The following is a 19325-nucleotide window of genomic DNA, read 5'->3' as shown; positions in this document are numbered from 1 at the left end:
TTCCTATGGGACGCATCATCGGTATTGACCTGGGGACCACCAACTCCTGTGTGGCCGTGCTCGACGGCGACAGCGCCAAGGTGATCGAGAACGCCGAAGGTGCCCGCACCACGCCCTCCATCATCGCCTATACCGATGATGGCGAGATTCTGGTGGGGCAGTCGGCCAAGCGCCAGGCGGTGACCAACCCGCAGAACACCCTGTACGCCATCAAGCGCCTGATCGGTCGTCGCTTCAAGGACGACGTGGTGCAGAAGGACATCAAGATGGTGCCCTACGGCATCGTCGAGGCCGACAACGGCGACGCCTGGGTGGAAGTGAAGGGCAAGAAGCTGGCACCGCCGCAGGTCAGCGCCGAAGTGCTGAAGAAGATGAAGAAGACCGCCGAGGACTACCTGGGCGAGACCGTTACCGAGGCGGTGATCACCGTACCGGCCTACTTCAACGACAGCCAGCGTCAGGCCACCAAGGACGCCGGTCGTATTGCCGGTCTCGAGGTCAAGCGCATCATCAACGAGCCCACCGCGGCGGCGTTGGCCTACGGCATGGACAAGGCGCGCGGCGACAAGACCATTGCCGTGTACGACCTGGGCGGCGGTACCTTCGACATCTCCATCATCGAGGTGGCCGATGTCGACGGCGAGACCCAGTTCGAGGTGCTGGCCACCAACGGCGACACCTTCCTCGGCGGTGAAGACTTCGACATGGCACTGATCAACTACCTGGTCGATCAGTTCAAGGCCGACAGCGGCATCGACCTGTCCGGCGACAACCTGGCCATGCAGCGCCTCAAGGAAGCCGCCGAGAAGGCCAAGATCGAGCTTTCCAGCGCCCAGCAGACCGACGTCAACCTGCCCTACATCACCGCCGACAACACCGGGCCCAAGCACCTCAACGTCAAGGTGACCCGGGCCAAGCTGGAGTCGCTGGTGGAGGAGCTGGTGCAGCGCTCGCTGGGGCCGTGCAAGACCGCGCTGTCCGACGCCGGCCTGTCCGCTTCCGAGATCGACGACGTGATCCTGGTCGGCGGTCAGACCCGCATGCCGCTGGTGCAGAAGAAGGTCGCCGACTTCTTCGGCAAGGAAGCGCGCAAGGACGTCAACCCCGATGAGGCCGTGGCCGTGGGTGCGGCGATCCAGGGCGGCGTGCTGGGCGGCGACGTCAAGGACGTGCTGCTGCTCGACGTCACCCCGCTGACCCTGGGTATCGAGACCCTGGGCGGCGTGATGACGCCGCTGATCGAGAAGAACACCACCATCCCGACCAAGAAGACCCAGACCTTCTCGACCGCGGATGACAACCAGACCGCCGTGACCATTCACGTGCTCCAGGGCGAGCGCAAGCAGGCTGGCCAGAACAAGTCGCTGGGTCGCTTCGACCTGGCCGACATTCCGCCGGCGCCGCGCGGCGTGCCGCAGATCGAGGTGGCCTTCGACCTCGACGCCAACGGCATCCTCAACGTCTCCGCCAAGGACAAGGCCACCGGCAAGGAGCAGTCGATCGTCATCAAGGCCTCCAGCGGCCTGACCGATGAAGAGATCGAGCAGATGGTGCGCGACGCCGAGGCTCACGCCGACGAGGACAAGAAGTTCGAGGAGCTGGTGGCCCTGCGCAACCAGGCCGACGGCATGGTCCACGCCGCGCGCAAGACCGTGCAGGAAGCCGGCGAGCATGGCACCGACGAGGAGAAGCAGGCCATCGAGGCGGCCGCCACCGAACTCGAGGAAGCGCTCAAGGGCGACGACAAGGACGACATCCAGGCCAAGCTGGACAAGCTGACCGAGCTCTCCGGTAACCTGGCGCAGAAGATGTACGCCGCCCAGGCCGAGGCTGCCCAGCAGGCCGGTGGCGAGGGCCAGGAGGCCGGCGCCAAGCAGGAAGACGACGTGGTCGACGCCGAATACGAAGAAGTCAACGACGACCAGAAGAAGCAGTAATCGCCACGGCGATGCCACGGACGACGGTAGCGCGGGGGGACGACTCCCGCGTTGCCGTTTCCGCGGATCGGGCAGCACTGCCTAGACCAGGAGGCGCATGGACCCATGTCCAAACGCGATTATTACGAGGTGCTCGGCGTCGAGCGAGGGGCCGACACCAAAGAGATCAAGAAGGCCTACCGACGGCTGGCGCAGAAGTACCATCCGGACCGCAATCCGGATGACGACAAGGCCGCCGAGAAGTTTCGCGAGGTCTCCGAGGCCTACGAGATCCTTTCCGACGGCGAGAAGCGTGCCGCCTACGACCAGTTCGGCCATGCCGGCGTAGATGGCCAGGCCGGCGGTTTCGGTGCGGGCGGCTTCGGCGGCGCGGGTGCCGGCGGCTTCAGCGACATCTTCGGCGACGTGTTCGGCGACATCTTCGGTGGCGGCGGCCGGCGCAGCCCCCATGCGCCGCAGCGCGGCAGCGACCTGCGCTACAACCTCGAACTCGACCTCGAGAGTGCGGTGGCCGGTACCACGGTGGACATCCGCGTGCCGCGTCACGTGGAGTGCAGCCGCTGCGACGGCGAGGGCGCCGAGCCTGGCTCCACCAAGGAGACCTGCCCCACCTGTAACGGCCTGGGCCAGGTGCGCATGCAGCAGGGCTTCTTCGCCGTGCAGCAGACCTGCCCCACCTGTCACGGCAGCGGCGTGCACATCAAGGTGCCGTGTCACAAGTGCCACGGCGAAGGCCGCGTGCGCGAGACCCGCACCCTGTCGGTGAAGATTCCCGCCGGGGTCGATACCGGCGACCGCATTCGTCTCAACGGCGAGGGCGAGTCCGGCATCAACGGCGGCCCGCCCGGCGATCTCTACGTGCAGGTGGCGATCAAGCCGCACCGAATCTTCCAGCGCGACGGCAAGCACCTGCAGTGCGAGGTGCCGATCAACTTCGTCGACGCTGCGCTGGGCGGCGAGCTCGAAGTGCCCACCCTGGACGGCCGGGTCAAGCTCAAGATCCCGCCCGAGACCCAGACCGGCAAGCTGTTCCGCCTGCGCGGCAAGGGCGTCAAGCCGGTACGCGGCGGTCCGCCCGGCGACCTGCTGTGCAAGGTGGTGGTGGAGACCCCGGTCAACCTCAGCGAAGACCAGAAGGCGCTGCTGCGTCAGTTCCAGGAGAGCCTGGGGGGCAGCAACAGCGCCCACCACTCGCCCAAGAAGAGCGGCTTCTTCGACGGCGTGAAGAAGTTCTTCGAGGACATGAAGCCGTAAGGCGGAAGTGCGCCACGCAAGCCCCCGAGCCCTTGCGGTGTCGGGGGCTTTTGCGTTTTCGGCGTGGACGGTTCCTTCGAACCCGGCGTTCCGCCCTGCGCTGCGCATCGGGGCTGGCGCCAACCCGCTCCGGCATCTTAGTCTGTTGGCTCAGATACGAATGGAGATCGTTGCTATGCCGATGTCGCGTGCCGAGATCGCCACCGAGTCCGGGGCGAGGGTGATGAAACGGCTGTGCAAGCACTGGGCGCACAAGCTGGAAGTGGAGCAGGGCGAGGAGCAGAGCCGCGTGGCGTTCGAGGGCGGCTCCTGCGTCATGCGCGTCGAGCCGGGCAAGCTGCTGGTGGCCATCGAGGCGCTGGACGATGAGGTGCTCGACCGCCTCGAGGGCGTGGTGGATTCCCACCTGCAGCGCATGGCGGGTGACGAGGAACTGGCCATCGTCTGGGAAAATTGAGCACCCTGCCGTCGCCCCGCCTGGCCCACCTCGGCATGCTGCTGTGGGCCCTGCTGGTGGGGCTGTCGTTTCCCGCCGTGGGGCTGATGAGCGAGCTGCCGCCGCTGTCGCTCACCGCGCTACGTTTCGCCATCGCCTGTGCCGGGCTGTGGTGGCTGGCGCGGCGCTCGTCCGACTTCCTGCCCACCTGGCGGTTGCTGCCGCTCTACACGCTGATGGGGCTGTGCCTGGCCGGCTTCTTCGGTGCCATGTTCTGGGCCGCCCATCACGCCACCGCGCTCTCCATGGCCACCCTCTACGTCACCGTGCCGCTGCTGGCCTACCTGCTGGGGCTGGGCTTTCGCGTCGAGCGGCTGGGCTGGCAGCTGCCGGCCATCCTTGCGCTGGGCGCCGCCGGGGCATTGGCGCTCGCCTTCGCCGAGGCCCGCAGCCACGGTGAAGGCATGCGGGTGGGGATCGGCGAGGCGGTGTTCTTCTTCGGCTGCGTGTCGTCGGCGCTCTACCCGGTGCTGAGCAAGTGGGGGCTGGCGCGGCAGTGGCTGCCCGAGTCCGCGGCGGTGCGCACCTTCTGGAGTCTGGGGCTGGGCGGGATCGCCATCGGCCTGCTGGGGCTCGCCATCGAGCCGGCTACCCACCTCGTCGCCATGCGCTGGCAGGATCTGGCCCTGGTGGTCTATCTCGGGCTCTTCTCCAGCGCGCTCACCTTCTGGCTGATGCAGCGCGCCACGGCGGTGCTCACCCCAGGAGCCGTGACCGCCTACGGCTACATGGTGCCATTCGTCTCCATGCTGCTGCTGTTCGCCACCGCCCCCGAGCAGCTCGGCTGGCACTGGCTGCCGGGCAGCGCGCTGGTGCTCACCGCCATCGGGCTGCTGCTGCGCCAGGACGGCAGGCAGGAGCCAGGCTAGCCTTCCACGTCGTCGTGCTGCTCGTCGGTGCTCTCGCTGCCCGGCGTGGCGGCCAGCCGCGGAAAATGGCGGCGAATCTCGGCGTAGAGCTCGCTCACGTCCTCCACGTGACGGCGCGAGAAGTGGAACGGCACCAGTTGGCCGACCCCGGCCGCGGCGGCGATCTCGCCGCAGGCGCGGGCGGTCAGATGGCCGGTACGCCGGGCCTGCTCGACCTGGTCTTCACGAAACGAAGCCTCGCAGAACAGCACCTCGGCGCCGTGGGCAAGCGCACACAGGCGCTTGCGGTTCTCCGGTGTGTCGCCGAAGTCGGTGGCATAGACCAGGCGCTGGCCTGGCTGCGCGAACAGCAGTTGCTCGGCCAGCCCGGCGACGGGCTGACGGCTGCCGTCGGGCAGGGCGATCTCGCCTGCGTCGCCGCCTTCCTGCGCGCGCTGCTTGAGCTCGCCCAGCCAGGGGCCGGGCGCCCAGCCGTGTGCGTTCAGGCGCTCCTTGCGCACCTTGAGCTGGGTCGCCGGCTCATAGGCGAAGGCCAGTACCGGGGTGCCGTGGTCGAGGGTGACCGCTCTCACGCGAAAGCTGGGCTCGGCGTGGATCACGCCGTCGTCGACCTCGCGCGGTGAGCGCGCCTGCATCGGCTGGCCGGCGACGAGCCGATAGTGGGCCAGGCGTTCACCGTGCAGCTCGAAGACCTCGAAGCGAGGCGCCTTCTGCTCGACCCGGTCCCACAGGATGCCGCGCAGAAAGCCGTCCAGGTGAGCGGCGAGTCCGGGCGGGCCGTAGACCCGGCAGGCCGAGTAGTCGCCGATGCGCGAGCGCAGCAGCCATAGGAAACCGCCGATGTGGTCGACATGGGCATGGCTGATGAACACGTCGCTGATCTGGTGGGCCAGCCGCGCCGGCAGCCGGCCGGGGTCGCCTAGGTCGAACAGTAGGCTGCGCTTGCGGTGGCGCAGGCGCAGATGCAGCAGCGGGTCGCCGAACACGCCGTTGACCAGCGTGGCGCGCAGGCCATCGAGGCGCAGCGTCGGGCGGGGGCCGGTGGCGCTCTCCTGAGGAGTGTACGAGAGCGCCGGCGCTTCACCGGATGCGGCCGAGGAGCGAGGGTGAGGGCGCGCCGTGCCGAGCTGTCCTTCGGCGCTGCGCCGGGCATCGCGAATCACCAGGGTACGCGGCGTGCCCGTCAGGGGCGGAGTGCGCACGCTGAGCCAATCCCCCACCAGAGCGAACACTTCGCCCATGGCCAGGGTCGCCCCGCCGGCATCGAGCAGGCCGATCTGACGCCCTGGCCAGGCATGAGGCGCGTCGCCGGGCGGCGGGGCGCCGACGATGGTCAGCGCCGACAGCTCGAGCTCCCGCGCCTCGGCGCTGTGGAGATAGGCATCCCAGGCGGCGGTGCGCCACTGGCGGCGCAGCTGTTTGCCGGGGTGGCGCGCCTGAGGGTGCGCAGGCAGGCTCAGCGTCGCCAGGCCGAGGGCGGCGCGTTCATGGGGATACGGGTCGCTCACCTGCGCCGGTGCCAGGCGTACCACGGCACTCACCCGGCCGGCGCTGGCCAGTGTCAGCAGCAGCTCGGCACCGCCGATGCCGCGCTCTACGCCGGGGGCGTCGATGAGCAGCGGCCCCTCGTCGACCTGCGCGGCCATGTGGCGTACGGCTTCTGTCAGCGGCAGGCGGAAGCGGGCGCTGTCCAGGGTGGCGAGCGCCTCGATGGCCTCCAGCTGCCAGTCGTCCAGGCGCTCGTCCCAGCGCCCCAGGCACACGGCGCCGGGCGGGCCGAAGCCGGGCAGGCCGGGGTCGGCGGCCAGGCAGCGGCACACCTGGCCGCGCTCGGCCAGGGCTGTCGCCGTGCTCCGCGCCAGGGTGCTCTTGCCGCTGCCGGGCGGGCCGGTGAGCAGCACGCGCGGATGACGTTCGAGCAGCTCGAGCAGGGCGGCTGCACGGGTGGTGTCGGGCGGCATCGACTCAGACATGGCGTTCCTTGAGTGGTGTCGTCATGCCCAGTGTGGGCGATTCCGCCGTCGCTGCCCAAGCGCTCGGCCAGGCGGGCCCTGGCTCTGATATACTGCCTCGATCCCCACTCGTCAGCTTTCGCAGGAGTCCGCATGACCCGTATCGCCATCGTCGGTGTCGCCGGCCGCATGGGCCGCACCCTGGTCAACGCCGTGCAGGAGGATGCCGGCGCCACCCTGGCCGGCGGTATCGTCGAGCCGGGCAGTTCGCTGGCCGGGGCCGATATTGGCGAGCTGGCGGGGCTCGGCAAGCTGGGTGTCGCCGCGGTGGACTCCCTCGACGCCATCGTCGACGACTTCGACGTGTTGATCGACTTCACCGCGCCCCGGGTCACGCTGGCCAACCTGGCCTTCTGCGCGGCGCACGGCAAGCGCATGGTGATCGGCACCACCGGGCTCTCCGACGACGAGCTGGCCGAGCTCGACGGCTACCGCGAGCGGCTGCCCTTCGTCTTCGCCCCCAACATGAGCGTGGGGGTCAACCTGACCCTCAAGCTGCTCGAGACCGCGGCCCGGGCGCTGGGCGACGAGGGCTACGACATCGAGGTGATCGAGGCCCACCACCGCCACAAGGTCGACTCGCCCTCCGGCACCGCGCTGAAGATGGGCGAAGTGGTGGCCGAGGCGCTGGGGCGCACGCTCAAGGCGCACGGCGTGTTCGAGCGTGTCGGCCAGTGCGGGCCGCGGGACCCCAAGGAGATCGGTTTCGCCACGGTGCGCGCCGGCGACATCGTCGGTGAGCACACGGTGATGTTCGCCACCGAGGGCGAGCGCATCGAGATCACCCACAAGGCCTCTAGCCGCATGACCTTCGCCAAGGGCGCGGTGCGGGCGGCGCGCTGGGTGGCCGACCAGGAAAGCGGTCGATACGGCATGCAGGACGTGCTCGGATTGGACTAAAGGGGTGGTCGAGAAGGGCAGAATCCTGTAACATCTCCAAAATTTTGGCCGGGCGCCTGAAATACAGCAGTCCAACTGCGCGCTTGTTGCGTGGCCAGCCCCGAGCAAACAGAGACAACAAGCGGGATGAAACCGGTTCCATCGGCTTCGTCCCGCTTTTTTACGAGCCAAATCTGTCGCCGCGACGATAGCCGCCGAGCCTGCGCCCCTCAGGCTCGCATCAGCATGGGAGGACCTTGTCTTGAACAGCCCCGCATTGAGCAGACCCGCGATACTGGCCCTGGAAGACGGCAGTGTGTTTCACGGCACCGCCATCGGCGCCGATGGGCAAACCAGCGGCGAGGTGGTGTTCAATACGGCCATGACCGGCTATCAGGAGATCCTCACCGACCTCTCCTACACTCGACAGATCGTGACCCTGACCTACCCGCACATCGGTAACACCGGCGTCAACGCCGAAGACGTCGAGTCGGGCTCGATCGCCGCCGCCGGCCTGGTGATTCGCGACCTGCCGCTCATCGCCAGCAACTTCCGCTCCGAGCAGTCGCTCTCCGACTACCTCAAGAGCCAGAACGTGCTCGGCATCGCCGACATCGACACCCGCCGCCTGACCCGCATCCTGCGCGACAAGGGTGCCCAGAACGGTGCCATCCTGGCCGGCGCCGAGGCCGAGGGCGAAGACGCCGTCGAGCGTGCGCTGGCCGCGGCGCGGGCGTTTCCCGGGCTCAAGGGCATGGATCTGGCCAAGGAAGTCAGCTGCAAGCAGGCCTACGAGTGGAACGAGGCAGAGTGGGTGCTGGGCCAGGGTAACGTCGATGCCAGTGGCAGCGAGCGCCCCTTCCACGTGGTGGTCTACGACTACGGCGTGAAGTACAACATCCTGCGCATGCTGGCCTCCCGCGGCTGCCGTCTCACCGTGGTGCCGGCACAGACTCCGGCCAGCGACGTGCTGGCGCGCAACCCGGACGGCATCCTGCTGGCCAACGGCCCCGGCGACCCCGCGCCCTGCGATTACGCCATCAAGGCGATCCAGGAGATCCTCGAGACCGACGTGCCGGTGTTCGGCATCTGCCTCGGCCACCAGCTGCTGGCGCTGGCCGCCGGTGCCAAGACGGTGAAGATGAACCACGGCCACCACGGCGCCAACCACCCGGTGCAGGACCTCGACAGCGGTCACGTGATGATCACCAGCCAGAACCACGGCTTCGCCGTCGACGAGGCGAGCCTGCCGGGCAACGTGCGCGCCATTCACCGCTCGCTGTTCGACGGCACGCTGCAGGGCATCGAGCTGACCGACCGCCCGGCCTTCAGCTTCCAGGGCCACCCGGAAGCGAGCCCCGGACCGCGCGACGTGTCGCCGCTGTTCGACCGCTTCGTGACGATGATGCGCGAGCGCCGCTGAGCGGCTCCCATCGTCTTATCGCCTGATTTCAACGAATCCAGCCGCGGGAACCGACATGCCCAAGCGTACCGACATAAACAGCATCCTGATCATTGGCGCCGGCCCCATCGTCATCGGCCAGGCGTGCGAATTCGACTACTCCGGCGCCCAGGCCTGCAAGGCGCTGCGCGAGGAGGGCTACCGGGTCATCCTGGTCAACTCCAACCCGGCCACCATCATGACCGACCCGGTGATGGCCGACGCCACCTACATCGAGCCGATCACCTGGCAGGCGGTGGAGAAGATCATCGAGGCCGAGCGCCCCGACGCCATCCTGCCCACCATGGGCGGCCAGACCGCGCTCAACTGCGCGCTGGCGCTCGACAAGCACGGCGTGCTGGAAAAGTACGGCGTGGAGATGATCGGCGCCAACGCCGACACCATCGACAAGGCCGAAGACCGCGACCGCTTCGACAAGGCGATGAAGAACATCGGCCTGGAGTGCCCGCGGGCCAAGGTCGCCCACTCCATGGAAGAGGCCTGGGAGATCCAGGCCGAACTCGGCTTCCCGGTGATCATCCGCCCCTCCTTCACCATGGGCGGCTCCGGTGGCGGCGTGGCCTACAACAAGGAGGAGTTCGAGGAGATCTGCGATCGCGGCTTCGACCTCTCGCCCACCAAGGAGCTGCTCATCGACGAGTCGCTGCTGGGCTGGAAGGAGTACGAGATGGAGGTCGTTCGTGACAAGAACGACAACTGCATCATCGTCTGTGCGATCGAGAACTTCGACCCCATGGGCGTGCACACCGGCGACTCCATCACCGTGGCCCCGGCGCAGACGCTGACCGACAAGGAGTACCAGATCATGCGCGACGCATCGCTTGCGGTGCTGCGCGAGATCGGCGTCGAGACCGGCGGCTCCAACGTGCAGTTCGGCGTCGACCCCAAGACCGGGCGCATGGTGGTCATCGAGATGAACCCGCGGGTGTCGCGCTCCTCGGCGCTGGCCTCCAAGGCCACCGGCTTCCCGATCGCCAAGATCGCCGCCAAGCTGGCGGTGGGCTACACCCTGGACGAGCTCTCCAACGACATCACCGGCGGCCGCACCCCGGCTTCGTTCGAGCCCTCCATCGACTACGTGGTCACCAAGATTCCGCGCTTCACCTTCGAGAAGTTCCCCCAGGCCAACGACCGCCTCACCACCCAGATGAAGTCGGTGGGCGAGGTGATGGCCATCGGGCGTACCTTCCAGGAGTCGCTGCAGAAGGCCCTGCGCGGGCTCGAGACCGGCAACGACGGCCTCGACCCCAAGGTGAGCGAGTTCACCGAAGAGGCCATGCAGCACATCAAGGGTGAGCTGCAGGCCGCCGGCGCCGAGCGCATCTTCTACATCGCCGACGCCATGCGCGCCGGTCTGAGCGTGGAAGAGATCTTCACCCTGACCAACATCGACCCCTGGTTCCTGGTCCAGCTCGAGGAGCTGGTGCGCATCGAGCACGACGTGGCCAAGCGCTCGCTCTCCGAACTCAGCGCCCAGGAGCTGTTCCGGCTCAAGCGCAAGGGCTTCTCCGATGCGCGCCTGGCCAAGCTGCTCGGCGTCTCCGAGAAGGAGTTCCGCCGCACGCGCCAGAAGGCCGGCATCCGCCCGGTCTACAAGCGCGTCGACACCTGCGCCGCCGAGTTCGCCTCGGACACCGCCTACATGTACTCCACCTACGAGGAGGAGTGCGAGGCCGAGGTCAGCGATCGTCAGAAGATCATGGTGCTGGGCGGCGGGCCCAACCGTATCGGTCAAGGCATCGAATTCGACTACTGCTGCGTTCACGCCGCCTTCGCCATGCGCGACGACGGCTATGAGACCATCATGGTCAACTGCAACCCGGAGACCGTCTCCACCGACTACGACACCTCCGACCGCCTCTACTTCGAGCCGGTGACCCTGGAGGACGTGCTCGAGATCGCCGACAAGGAGAAACCGGTCGGCGTGATCGTGCAGTTCGGCGGCCAGACCCCGCTCAAGCTGGCCCGCGAGCTCGAGGCCGCCGGCGTGCCGATCATCGGCACCACCCCGGACGCCATCGACCGCGCCGAGGACCGCGAGCGCTTCCAGCAGATGATCGACAAGCTGGGCCTCAAGCAGCCGCCCAACGCCACTGCGCGCAGCTTCGACGAGGCCTTCGCCAAGGCCGAGGCGATCGGCTACCCGCTGGTGGTGCGGCCGAGCTACGTGCTCGGCGGGCGCGCCATGGAGATCGTCTACTCCGCCGACGAGCTGGAGAACTACATGACCCACGCGGTCAAGGTCTCCAACGACTCGCCGGTGCTGCTCGACCACTTCCTCAATGCCGCCATCGAGATCGACATCGACGCCGTCTCCGACGGCCACGAAGTGGTGATCGGCGGCATCATGCAGCACATCGAGCAGGCCGGCGTGCACTCCGGCGACTCCGCCTGTGCACTGCCGCCCTACTCGCTGCCCGCCGAGGTGCAGGACGAGATGCGCGAGCAGGTCAAGCGCATGGCCGTCGAGCTCGGCGTGGTGGGTCTGATGAACGTGCAGCTGGCGTGGCAGGACGGCGAGATCTACGTCATCGAGGTCAACCCGCGCGCCTCGCGCACCGCGCCCTTCGTCTCCAAGTGCATCGGCACCTCGCTGGCCCAGGTCGCCGCCCGCTGCATGGCCGGCAAGACCCTGGCCGAGCAGGGCTTCACCCGCGAGATCGTGCCGCACTTCTACAGCGTCAAGGAGGCGGTGTTCCCGTTCAACAAGTTCCCCGGGGTCGATCCGATCCTGTCGCCGGAGATGAAGTCCACCGGCGAGGTGATGGGCTCTGGCGAGACCTTCGCCGAGGCCTTCTACAAGGCGCAGCTGGGCGCCGGCGAGGCGATCCCGGCGCTGACCGGCGAGCGCAAGGCGTTCCTCTCGGTGCGCGAACCGGACAAGGCGGGAGTTATCGAGATCGCCCGTTCTCTGCTAGGATTGGGATTCACCCTGTGCGCGACTCGCGGCACTGCCGCAGCCCTCGAAGCCGCTGGCCTCGAGGTGGAGGTCGTCAACAAGGTCTATGAAGGTCGTCCGCATATCGTCGATCTGCTCAAGAACGACGACATCGCCTACATCGTCAATACCACCGAGGGTCGCCAGGCGATCAACGACTCGTCGGTGATCCGTCGCACCGCACTGGCCCGCAAGGTGCCCTATGCCACTACCCTGGCAGGGGCGAGTGCCGTTTGCATGGCGCTGGAGTATGGCAACGAGATCACGGTGCGGCGGCTACAGGAACTGCATGCAGGAGCAACGCAATGAACAAGGTCCCGATGACCGTTGCCGGCGAAGCACGCCTGCGCAAGGAACTCGAGGAGCTCAAGAGCGAGGCGCGCCCCAAGGTGATCGCGGCCATCGCCGAGGCGCGTGAACACGGCGATCTCAAGGAGAATGCCGAGTACCACGCGGCGCGCGAACAGCAGGGCTTCATCGAGGGGCGTATCCAGGAGATCGAGAGCAAGCTCTCCAACGCCCAGGTGATCGACGTAGCCAAGCTGCCGCAGACCGGCAAGGTGATCTTCGGCGTCACCGTGGAGCTGATCAACCTCGGCAACGACGAGGAGGTGAGCTACCAGATCGTCGGCGAGGACGAGGCCGACATCAAGGCCGGCAAGATCTCCGTCACCTCGCCCATTGCCCGTGCCTTGATCGGCAAGGAGGAAGGCGACGTGGTGGTGGTCAGCACGCCGGGCGGCGAGGTCGAGTACGAGATATCCAGCGTCGAGCATCGCTGAGCTACGAGCTACGAGCTACGAGCTACGAGCTACGAGCCAGAAAAAGCCCGCGACAGTTTGTCGCGGGCTTTTGCGAAGTTGCTCGCGGCCCGGAGCCCGGAGCCCGGGGCTCGCCGCTGGCGCGTCAGCGCCTAGTGGCGCCCGTGGTGGTTCTCGAAGCGCTTGATGTTGGAGAGCTTCGGGTTGGCCTGGGGGCTCTTGCGGTAGAGCAGCGCCATCTTGCCGATGGTCTGCACGCGCTCGGCGCCGCTGGCCGCCAGCAGCTCCTCGAGCATGGCGGCGCGATCGTCGCGTTCGGCCAGGGCCAGCTTCACCTTGATCAGTTCGTGATCGGCGAGCGCCCGGTCGAGTTCCGCCAGCACCCCCTCGGAGACACCGTTCTCCGACACCGTCACCACCGGGTTGAGGTGGTGGCCGATGCTGCGAAATGCTTTCTTTTGTGCCTGTGACAAGCTCATGGTATCTTGCGTCTTCCCGGTTGCGCGTAACCTGTCATGGTACGGTGAAATGCGCGCCGGCGAAAGCATGGCAAGGCCCACCGGGCCCTCGTCCAGCTCCGCGTCATTCCGAACCGGGCCGGCATGTCTGCGCTCTGCTCGGCGTCTTCAGTCAAGGTGATCGTGTGGCTCGATCCACTTCCTCGTCCCGCAACGGCGCATCCGACGGCTCGCGCCGCCAGCAGCCTGGTGCCAGTAAGGGCAGCGCAGGCAAGAGCAGTGCCAGCAAGAGCAGCGCCGGCTGGCTCAAGGAGCACTTCGACGACCGCTTCGTGCAGCAGAGCTGGCAGGACGGCTATCGCTCCCGTGCCAGCTACAAGCTGCTGGCGCTCGACGAGAAGGACCGGCTGTTCAAGCCCGGCATGAGCGTGATCGACCTGGGCGCGGCCCCGGGCGGCTGGAGTCAGGTGGCGGCCGACCGCGTAGGCCCTGAAGGCATGGTGATCGCCTCGGACATCCTCGAGATGGATGCCCTGGCCGGCGTCGAGTTCATTCAGGGCGACTTCACCGAGGAGGCCGTGCTGGAGGCGATACTCGCCGTCCTCGATGGCAGGCCGGTGGACCTTGTTATGTCCGACATGGCCCCCAATATGAGTGGTATGAGCGCCATCGACCAGCCCCAGGCCATGTACCTGGTGGAGCTGGCGCTGGACCTGGCGCGCCAGACCCTGCGCCCCGGCGGTCGCTTCCTGGCCAAGGTGTTCCAGGGCGAGGGCTTCGATGCCTATCTGAAGGAGCTGCGCGAGAGTTTTGCCAAGGTGGTGACACGCAAGCCGGAGGCGTCCCGCGCCCGCTCGCGCGAAGTCTACCTGCTGGCAGACGGATTTCGGGGCTGAGCCGCGGCTCGGCCCGACGACACGAGCCAGGGTGCGGCGGCGCCGGCCCTGGGCGATCGACAATAGCTTTAGACTAATAGCGCTATGGCCAGACATGGCCGCCCAACTGTGCCACAGTGTGGGATGGTGCGGGTACGGCCCGCGAGGCGGAACATGGCCTCTCCATTCGTGGTCTTAGAGCCAGGCATCGTTGGCCGAGAGTAGCTTGCAATGAGGGTAGACCCTTGAATGATATGGCGAAGAATCTGATCCTCTGGTTGGTCATCGCAGCCGTGCTGCTGACGGTGTTCAACAATTTCACCGTCGACACGACACCGCAGTCGATGAACTACTCCCAGTTCGTCCAGCAGGTGCAGAACCAGCAGATCCGCAGCGTGACCATCGACGGCTACCGCATCACCGGTGAGCGGGCCGACGGTTCGCAGTTCCAGACCATCCGGCCGGCGGCGGAGGATCCCAAGCTGATCGACGATCTGCTCTCCAACAACGTCACCGTGGTCGGCAGGGAGCCCCAGGAGCAGAGCCTGTGGACGCGGCTGCTGATCGCCAGCTTCCCGATCCTGCTGATTCTCGCCATCTTCATGTTCTTCATGCGCCAGATGCAGGGTGGCGCCGGCGGCAAGGGCGGGCCGATGAGCTTCGGCAAGTCCAAGGCCAAGCTGCTCTCCCAGGATCAGATCAAGACTACCTTCGCCGATGTCGCCGGCTGCGACGAGGCCAAGGAGGAGGTCGAGGAGCTGGTCGACTTCCTGCGCGACCCCTCCAAGTTCCAGCGCCTGGGCGGCACCATTCCCCGCGGCGTGCTGATGGTGGGGCCGCCGGGCACCGGTAAGACGCTGCTGGCCAAGTCCATCGCCGGCGAGGCCAAGGTGCCGTTCTTCTCGATCTCCGGCTCCGACTTCGTCGAGATGTTCGTCGGCGTGGGTGCGTCCCGCGTGCGCGACATGTTCGAGCAGGCCAAGAAGCAGGCCCCCTGCATCATCTTCATCGACGAGATCGATGCCGTGGGCCGTTCGCGCGGTGCCGGCATGGGCGGCGGCAACGACGAGCGCGAACAGACACTGAACCAGCTGCTGGTGGAGATGGATGGCTTCGAGGCCAACGAGGGCATCATCGTCATCGCCGCCACCAACCGTCCCGACGTGCTCGACCCGGCGCTGCTGCGCCCGGGCCGCTTCGACCGTCAGGTGGTGGTGCCGCTGCCCGACATCCGCGGCCGTGAGCACATCCTCAACGTGCACCTGCGCAAGGTGCCGCTGGCCGACGACGTCAAGCCGTCGCTGATCGCCCGCGGTACCCCCGGTTTCTCCGGTGCCGACCTGGCCAACCTGGTCAACGAGGCGGCGCTGTTCGCCGCACGGCGCAACAAGCGCCTGGTGGGCATGGAGGAGCTGGAGCTGGCCAAGGACAAGATCATGATGGGCGCCGAGCGCCGCTCCATGGTCATGACCGACAAGGAGAAGCTCAACACCGCCTATCACGAGTCGGGCCATGCCATCATCGGTCTGGTGATGCCGGAGCACGACCCGGTCTACAAGGTCACCATCATCCCGCGCGGCCGCGCCCTGGGCGTGACCATGTTCCTGCCCGAGCAGGATCGCTACAGCCTGTCGCGCCAGCAGATCCTCAGCCAGATCTGCTCGCTGTTCGGCGGCCGTATCGCCGAGGAGATGACCCTGGGGCCGAACGGTGTCACCACCGGGGCTTCCAACGACATCAAGCGCGCCACCGAGCTGGCCCACAACATGGTCGCCAAGTGGGGCCTCTCCGAGGAGATGGGCCCGATCATGTACGACGAGGACGAGTCGCATCAGTTCCTCGGCGGCCCGGGCCAGGGCGGCGGCAAGCTGAAGTCCGGCGAGACCGTCTCCAAGCTCGACAAGGAGGTGCGCAAGGTCATCGACGAGTGCTACGCCAAGGCCAAGCAGATTCTTGAGGAGAATCGCGACAAGCTCGACGCCATGGCCGAGGCGCTGATGCAGTACGAGACCATCGACGCCGACCAGCTCAAGGACATCATGGAAGGCCGCACGCCGCGTCCGCCGAAGGATTGGGAAGACGGCGACTCCGGCACCGGCGCCCCGGTGACCGGCGAGGCGGAGCCCAAGCCCGAAGCGGAGCCGGCGCCGCAGCCGACCGACAGCGGTGGCGACGGCGGTGATGGCGGAGACCACGGCGATGAGGATGAGGACGACGAGCCTCGCCGCCGCCCCTCCGATCCGCTGGGCGGTCCCGCCGGTTCGTGAACCGCAATGCCGACACAGGCGCCCCACCGGGGCGCCTTTGCCGTGGGGCGACCTGACCCGACCCATGTCACAGGATGCATGACATGACAGATTCTCCTTCAGCGATTTGGCTGCCGTGTGGGCGGCATCGTCTGGACCTCTCCTACCCCCGTGTGATGGGGATTCTCAACGTCACTCCCGACTCCTTCTCCGACGGCGGCCGTCATGTCGCCATCGACGATGCCCTGCGTCACGCCGAGCGCATGCTGGCGGAGGGCGCGGCGATCATCGACGTGGGTGGCGAATCGACCCGCCCCGGCTCGCAGCCGGTGTCCACTCAGCAGGAGCTGGACCGCGTGGCGCCGGTGGTCGAGCGCCTGGTGTGCGAACTCGATGCGCTGGTGTCGGTGGACACCAGCAATCCTGAGGTGATGCGGCAGGCCGCACAGTTGGGCGCCGGCATGCTCAACGACGTGCGTGCCCTGCAGCGCGAGGGGGCGCTGGAGGCGGCACTGGCCACCGGCCTGCCGGTATGCCTGATGCACATGCAGGGCGAGCCTCGCGACATGCAGCAAGCCCCTCACTATGATGAACCCATCGAAGAAGCGGTGGCCGGCTTCCTCGCCGCGCGGGTGGCGGCCTGCGAGGCGGCCGGGCTGCGCCGCGAGCGGCTGCTGCTCGACCCCGGCTTCGGCTTCGGCAAGACCGTGGAGCACAATCTGCGCCTGCTCAACCGCATGGAGCGGCTGGCCGCCCTGGAGCTGCCGCTGCTGGTGGGCATGTCGCGCAAGAGCATGATCGGCAAGGTGCTGGGCCGGCCGGTGGAGGAGCGCCTGCCCGGCGGGCTGGCGCTGGCGTCGCTGGCGATCGAGCGCGGTGCACGTATCCTGCGCGTCCATGACGTTGGCCCTGCCATGGATGCGGTGAACATGACTTGGGCCGTGCTTAGGGAAGGCTGCGAGAATGACTAGAAAATACTTTGGTACGGATGGCATTCGTGGGACGGTCGGCGAGTACCCCATCACGCCGGATTTCATGCTCAAGCTGGGCTGGGCCGTGGGACGGGTGCTGGCCCGTGAGTCGGGGCGCGCTCGCGTGCTGATCGGCAAGGACACGCGTATCTCGGGTTACATGTTCGAATCGGCCCTGGAGGCGGGGCTCTCCGCCGCCGGCGTCGACGTGGCGCTGCTCGGGCCGATGCCCACCCCGGGCATCGCCTACCTCACGCGCACCTTCCGTGCCGATGCCGGCATCGTCATTTCGGCGTCGCACAACCCCTTTGCCGACAACGGCATCAAGTTCTTCTCCACCGCGGGCACCAAGCTCGCCGATGAGCTCGAAGAGCGTATCGAGGCGATGCTGGACGAGCCGCTGACCACGGTGGCGGCGGACAAGCTGGGCAAGGCGATGCGCATCGACGATGCCGCCGGCCGCTACATCGAATTCTGCAAGTCGACCATCCCCAACCGGGTCAGCCTGCACGGGCTGCGCATGGTGCTCGACTGTGCCCATGGCGCCACCTACCACATCGCCCCCAGCGTGTTCCGCGAACTGGGCGCCGAGGTCAGCCTGGTCGGGGCCAGTCCCGACGGCCTCAACATCAATCGCGACGTCGGTTCCACCTCGCCGGCCACCCTGCGCGCGGCGGTAATCCAGCAGAGTGCCGATCTGGGCATCGCCTTCGACGGCGACGGCGACCGGGTGTTGATGGTCGATGCCGACGGTCGCGAGATCGACGGCGACGACATCCTCTACCTGATCGCCCGCGACCGTCATCAGCGTGGCCAACTGGTGGGCGGCGTGGTCGGTACCCTGATGACCAACTTCGGCCTGGCCATGGCGCTCGAGAACATGGACATTCCCTTCGAGCGCGCCAAGGTCGGCGACCGCTACGTGGTCGAGCGCCTGCTGGCCAACGACTGGCAGTTGGGCGGCGAATCTTCCGGTCATATCGTCTGCGCCGACGTGCAGAGCACCGGTGACGGCATCGTCTCGGCGCTGCAGGTGCTGGCGATCATGATCAGCGAGGGCAAGCCCCTGCACACGCTGCTTGCCGGGCTGGAGAAGGTGCCGCAGGTGCTGGTCAACGTGCGCCTGACGCCGGGCAGCGATGCCAAGGCATTGATGGCGAGTCCGGCAGTGAAGGATGCCGTGGCCGAGGCGGAGGCGGAGCTGGGCGACGAGGGGCGCGTACTGCTGCGCCCTTCGGGCACGGAGCCGCTGATTCGCGTCATGGTCGAAGGGCGCGCGCACCTCGATGTCGAGGGATTGGCACGGCGCCTCGCCGCTCAGGTCGAGGGCGAGTTGGGTTGACAACCGCTGCAACGGTTGTCTTGACTAGGCACCTCCTATACCATTTCGCTCCACTTTGAAAGAGGACGCAGCATGCGCACGCCGCTGATTGCCGGGAACTGGAAGATGAACGGTTCGGCCGCGCTGGTCGAGGAGTTCGGTCATCGTTTTGCCGAAAAGACGCTCCCGGCGTCGCTGGACGTGGTCGTTCTGCCGCCTTTCCCCTATCTGGACGCGGCGCGGCGCGCCTTCGAGGGCACGCCGATCCGCCTGGGGGCGCAGACCCTGAACCCGCTGCACTCCGGTGCCCGCACCGGCGAAGTGAGCGGGCGGATGCTCAAGGAGTTCGGCGTGGAGTACGCCCTGGCGGGCCACTCCGAGCGTCGTCAGCTCTATCGCGAGGACGACGAGGCCGTGCTCGACCGGCTGCTGGCCGCGCTGAACGTGGGGATCACCCCGATTCTGTGTGTGGGCGAGACGCTGGAAGAGCGCGATGCCGGCAAGACCATGGAGGTGGTGCTGCGTCAGGTAGGCTATGTGATGGCCCGCCTGGAGCCCGATCAGCGTGAGCGTGTCGTCATCGCCTACGAGCCGGTCTGGGCGATCGGTACCGGGCGCACGGCCACGCCCGAGCAGGCCCAGGAGGTCATGGCCGGTATTCGCGAATACCAGGCCGGCTATGATCGTGCTCTGGCGGCGGGCCTGCGTCTGCTCTACGGCGGCAGCATGAATGCCGACAACGCGGCTGAGCTGCTGGCTCAGCCCGACATCGACGGCGGCCTGGTGGGCGGTGCTTCGCTCAAGGTCGACGATTTCCTAGCCATTTGTCAGTCAGCAGGTTGAACT

At 67.3% G+C, this 19325-nt stretch carries 15 protein-coding genes; 13 read left to right on the top strand and 2 right to left on the bottom strand.

Translation table 11 applies throughout. The features are described 5' to 3' along the window. Positions 1–5 precede the first annotated feature (5 nt). From dnaK to C4S71_RS19220, 4 genes are all read left to right on the top strand, one after another. Positions 6–1937 carry a molecular chaperone DnaK gene (gene dnaK, locus C4S71_RS19235; protein ID WP_103970235.1) on the top strand — a complete coding sequence of 644 codons (1932 nt, stop codon included), beginning with the start codon at positions 6–8 and terminating at the stop codon, positions 1935–1937. A gap of 105 nt (positions 1938–2042) precedes the next feature. Next, positions 2043–3191 (top strand): molecular chaperone DnaJ, encoded by a 1149-nt coding sequence (gene dnaJ / locus C4S71_RS19230; protein WP_103970234.1) that lies wholly within the window; start codon positions 2043–2045, stop codon positions 3189–3191. Positions 3192–3366: 175 nt separating this feature from the next. Continuing rightward, positions 3367–3648, top strand: coding sequence for a DUF2218 domain-containing protein (locus C4S71_RS19225; RefSeq protein ID WP_086510472.1), 282 nt, complete (start codon positions 3367–3369; stop codon positions 3646–3648). Continuing rightward, positions 3645–4556: a DMT family transporter gene (locus tag C4S71_RS19220; RefSeq protein ID WP_235014633.1), complete on the top strand. Its 912-nt coding sequence runs from the start codon at positions 3645–3647 to the stop codon at positions 4554–4556. The genes C4S71_RS19225 and C4S71_RS19220 overlap by 4 nt, the downstream gene beginning before the upstream one ends. Here C4S71_RS19220 and C4S71_RS19215 read toward each other — a convergent pair. Then, a complete protein-coding gene (locus tag C4S71_RS19215) occupies positions 4553–6529 on the bottom strand; it encodes an MBL fold metallo-hydrolase (protein ID WP_103970233.1) in 1977 nt (658 codons plus the stop codon). The genes C4S71_RS19220 and C4S71_RS19215 overlap by 4 nt on opposite strands. A gap of 132 nt (positions 6530–6661) precedes the next feature. Here C4S71_RS19215 and dapB point away from each other — a divergent pair, with 132 nt between their 5' ends. The 4 genes from dapB (at position 6662) to greA (ending at position 12629) form a co-directional block, all read left to right on the top strand. Then, positions 6662–7468, top strand: coding sequence for a 4-hydroxy-tetrahydrodipicolinate reductase (gene dapB, locus C4S71_RS19210; RefSeq protein WP_103970232.1), 807 nt, complete (start codon positions 6662–6664; stop codon positions 7466–7468). A gap of 256 nt (positions 7469–7724) precedes the next feature. Next, the gene (gene carA, locus C4S71_RS19205) at positions 7725–8870 is read left to right on the top strand and encodes a glutamine-hydrolyzing carbamoyl-phosphate synthase small subunit (RefSeq protein ID WP_191224040.1); all 1146 of its coding nucleotides are present in this window, start codon (positions 7725–7727) and stop codon (positions 8868–8870) included. 55 nt (positions 8871–8925) lie between these two features. Continuing rightward, complete coding sequence (gene carB / locus C4S71_RS19200) at positions 8926–12156, top strand: carbamoyl-phosphate synthase large subunit (protein ID WP_103970230.1); 3231 nt, start codon at positions 8926–8928, stop codon at positions 12154–12156. Next, positions 12153–12629, top strand: a complete 477-nt coding sequence (greA, locus tag C4S71_RS19195) for a transcription elongation factor GreA (protein ID WP_086510466.1) — start codon at positions 12153–12155, stop codon at positions 12627–12629. The genes carB and greA overlap by 4 nt, the downstream gene beginning before the upstream one ends. A gap of 131 nt (positions 12630–12760) precedes the next feature. Here greA and yhbY read toward each other — a convergent pair whose 3' ends face one another. After that, a complete protein-coding gene (yhbY, locus tag C4S71_RS19190; RefSeq protein WP_086510465.1) occupies positions 12761–13087 on the bottom strand; it encodes a ribosome assembly RNA-binding protein YhbY in 327 nt (108 codons plus the stop codon). A gap of 164 nt (positions 13088–13251) precedes the next feature. On the opposite strand from yhbY, the gene rlmE reads away from it, so the two are divergent. From rlmE to tpiA, 5 genes are all read left to right on the top strand, one after another. After that, positions 13252–13962, top strand: a complete 711-nt coding sequence (gene rlmE, locus C4S71_RS19185) for a 23S rRNA (uridine(2552)-2'-O)-methyltransferase RlmE (protein WP_086510464.1) — start codon at positions 13252–13254, stop codon at positions 13960–13962. A gap of 224 nt (positions 13963–14186) precedes the next feature. Further along, entirely contained in the window at positions 14187–16208 is a 2022-nt protein-coding gene (ftsH, locus tag C4S71_RS19180) for an ATP-dependent zinc metalloprotease FtsH (protein ID WP_086510463.1), read from the top strand. 83 nt (positions 16209–16291) lie between these two features. Next, the gene (gene folP / locus C4S71_RS19175; protein ID WP_438583456.1) at positions 16292–17158 is read left to right on the top strand and encodes a dihydropteroate synthase; all 867 of its coding nucleotides are present in this window, start codon (positions 16292–16294) and stop codon (positions 17156–17158) included. Next, complete coding sequence (glmM, locus tag C4S71_RS19170; RefSeq protein ID WP_103970228.1) at positions 17151–18500, top strand: phosphoglucosamine mutase; 1350 nt, start codon at positions 17151–17153, stop codon at positions 18498–18500. Before folP ends, glmM begins: the two co-directional genes overlap by 8 nt. 72 nt (positions 18501–18572) lie before the next feature. After that, positions 18573–19322 (top strand): triose-phosphate isomerase, encoded by a 750-nt coding sequence (gene tpiA, locus C4S71_RS19165; protein WP_086510460.1) that lies wholly within the window; start codon positions 18573–18575, stop codon positions 19320–19322. The last annotated feature ends 3 nt before the right edge of the window (positions 19323–19325 follow it).

This window comes from Billgrantia desiderata (assembly GCF_900108215.1).
GTDB classification, from domain to species: Bacteria; Pseudomonadota; Gammaproteobacteria; order Pseudomonadales; family Halomonadaceae; genus Halomonas; species Halomonas desiderata.
This window is presented reverse-complemented; position numbering and strand designations above follow the sequence as displayed.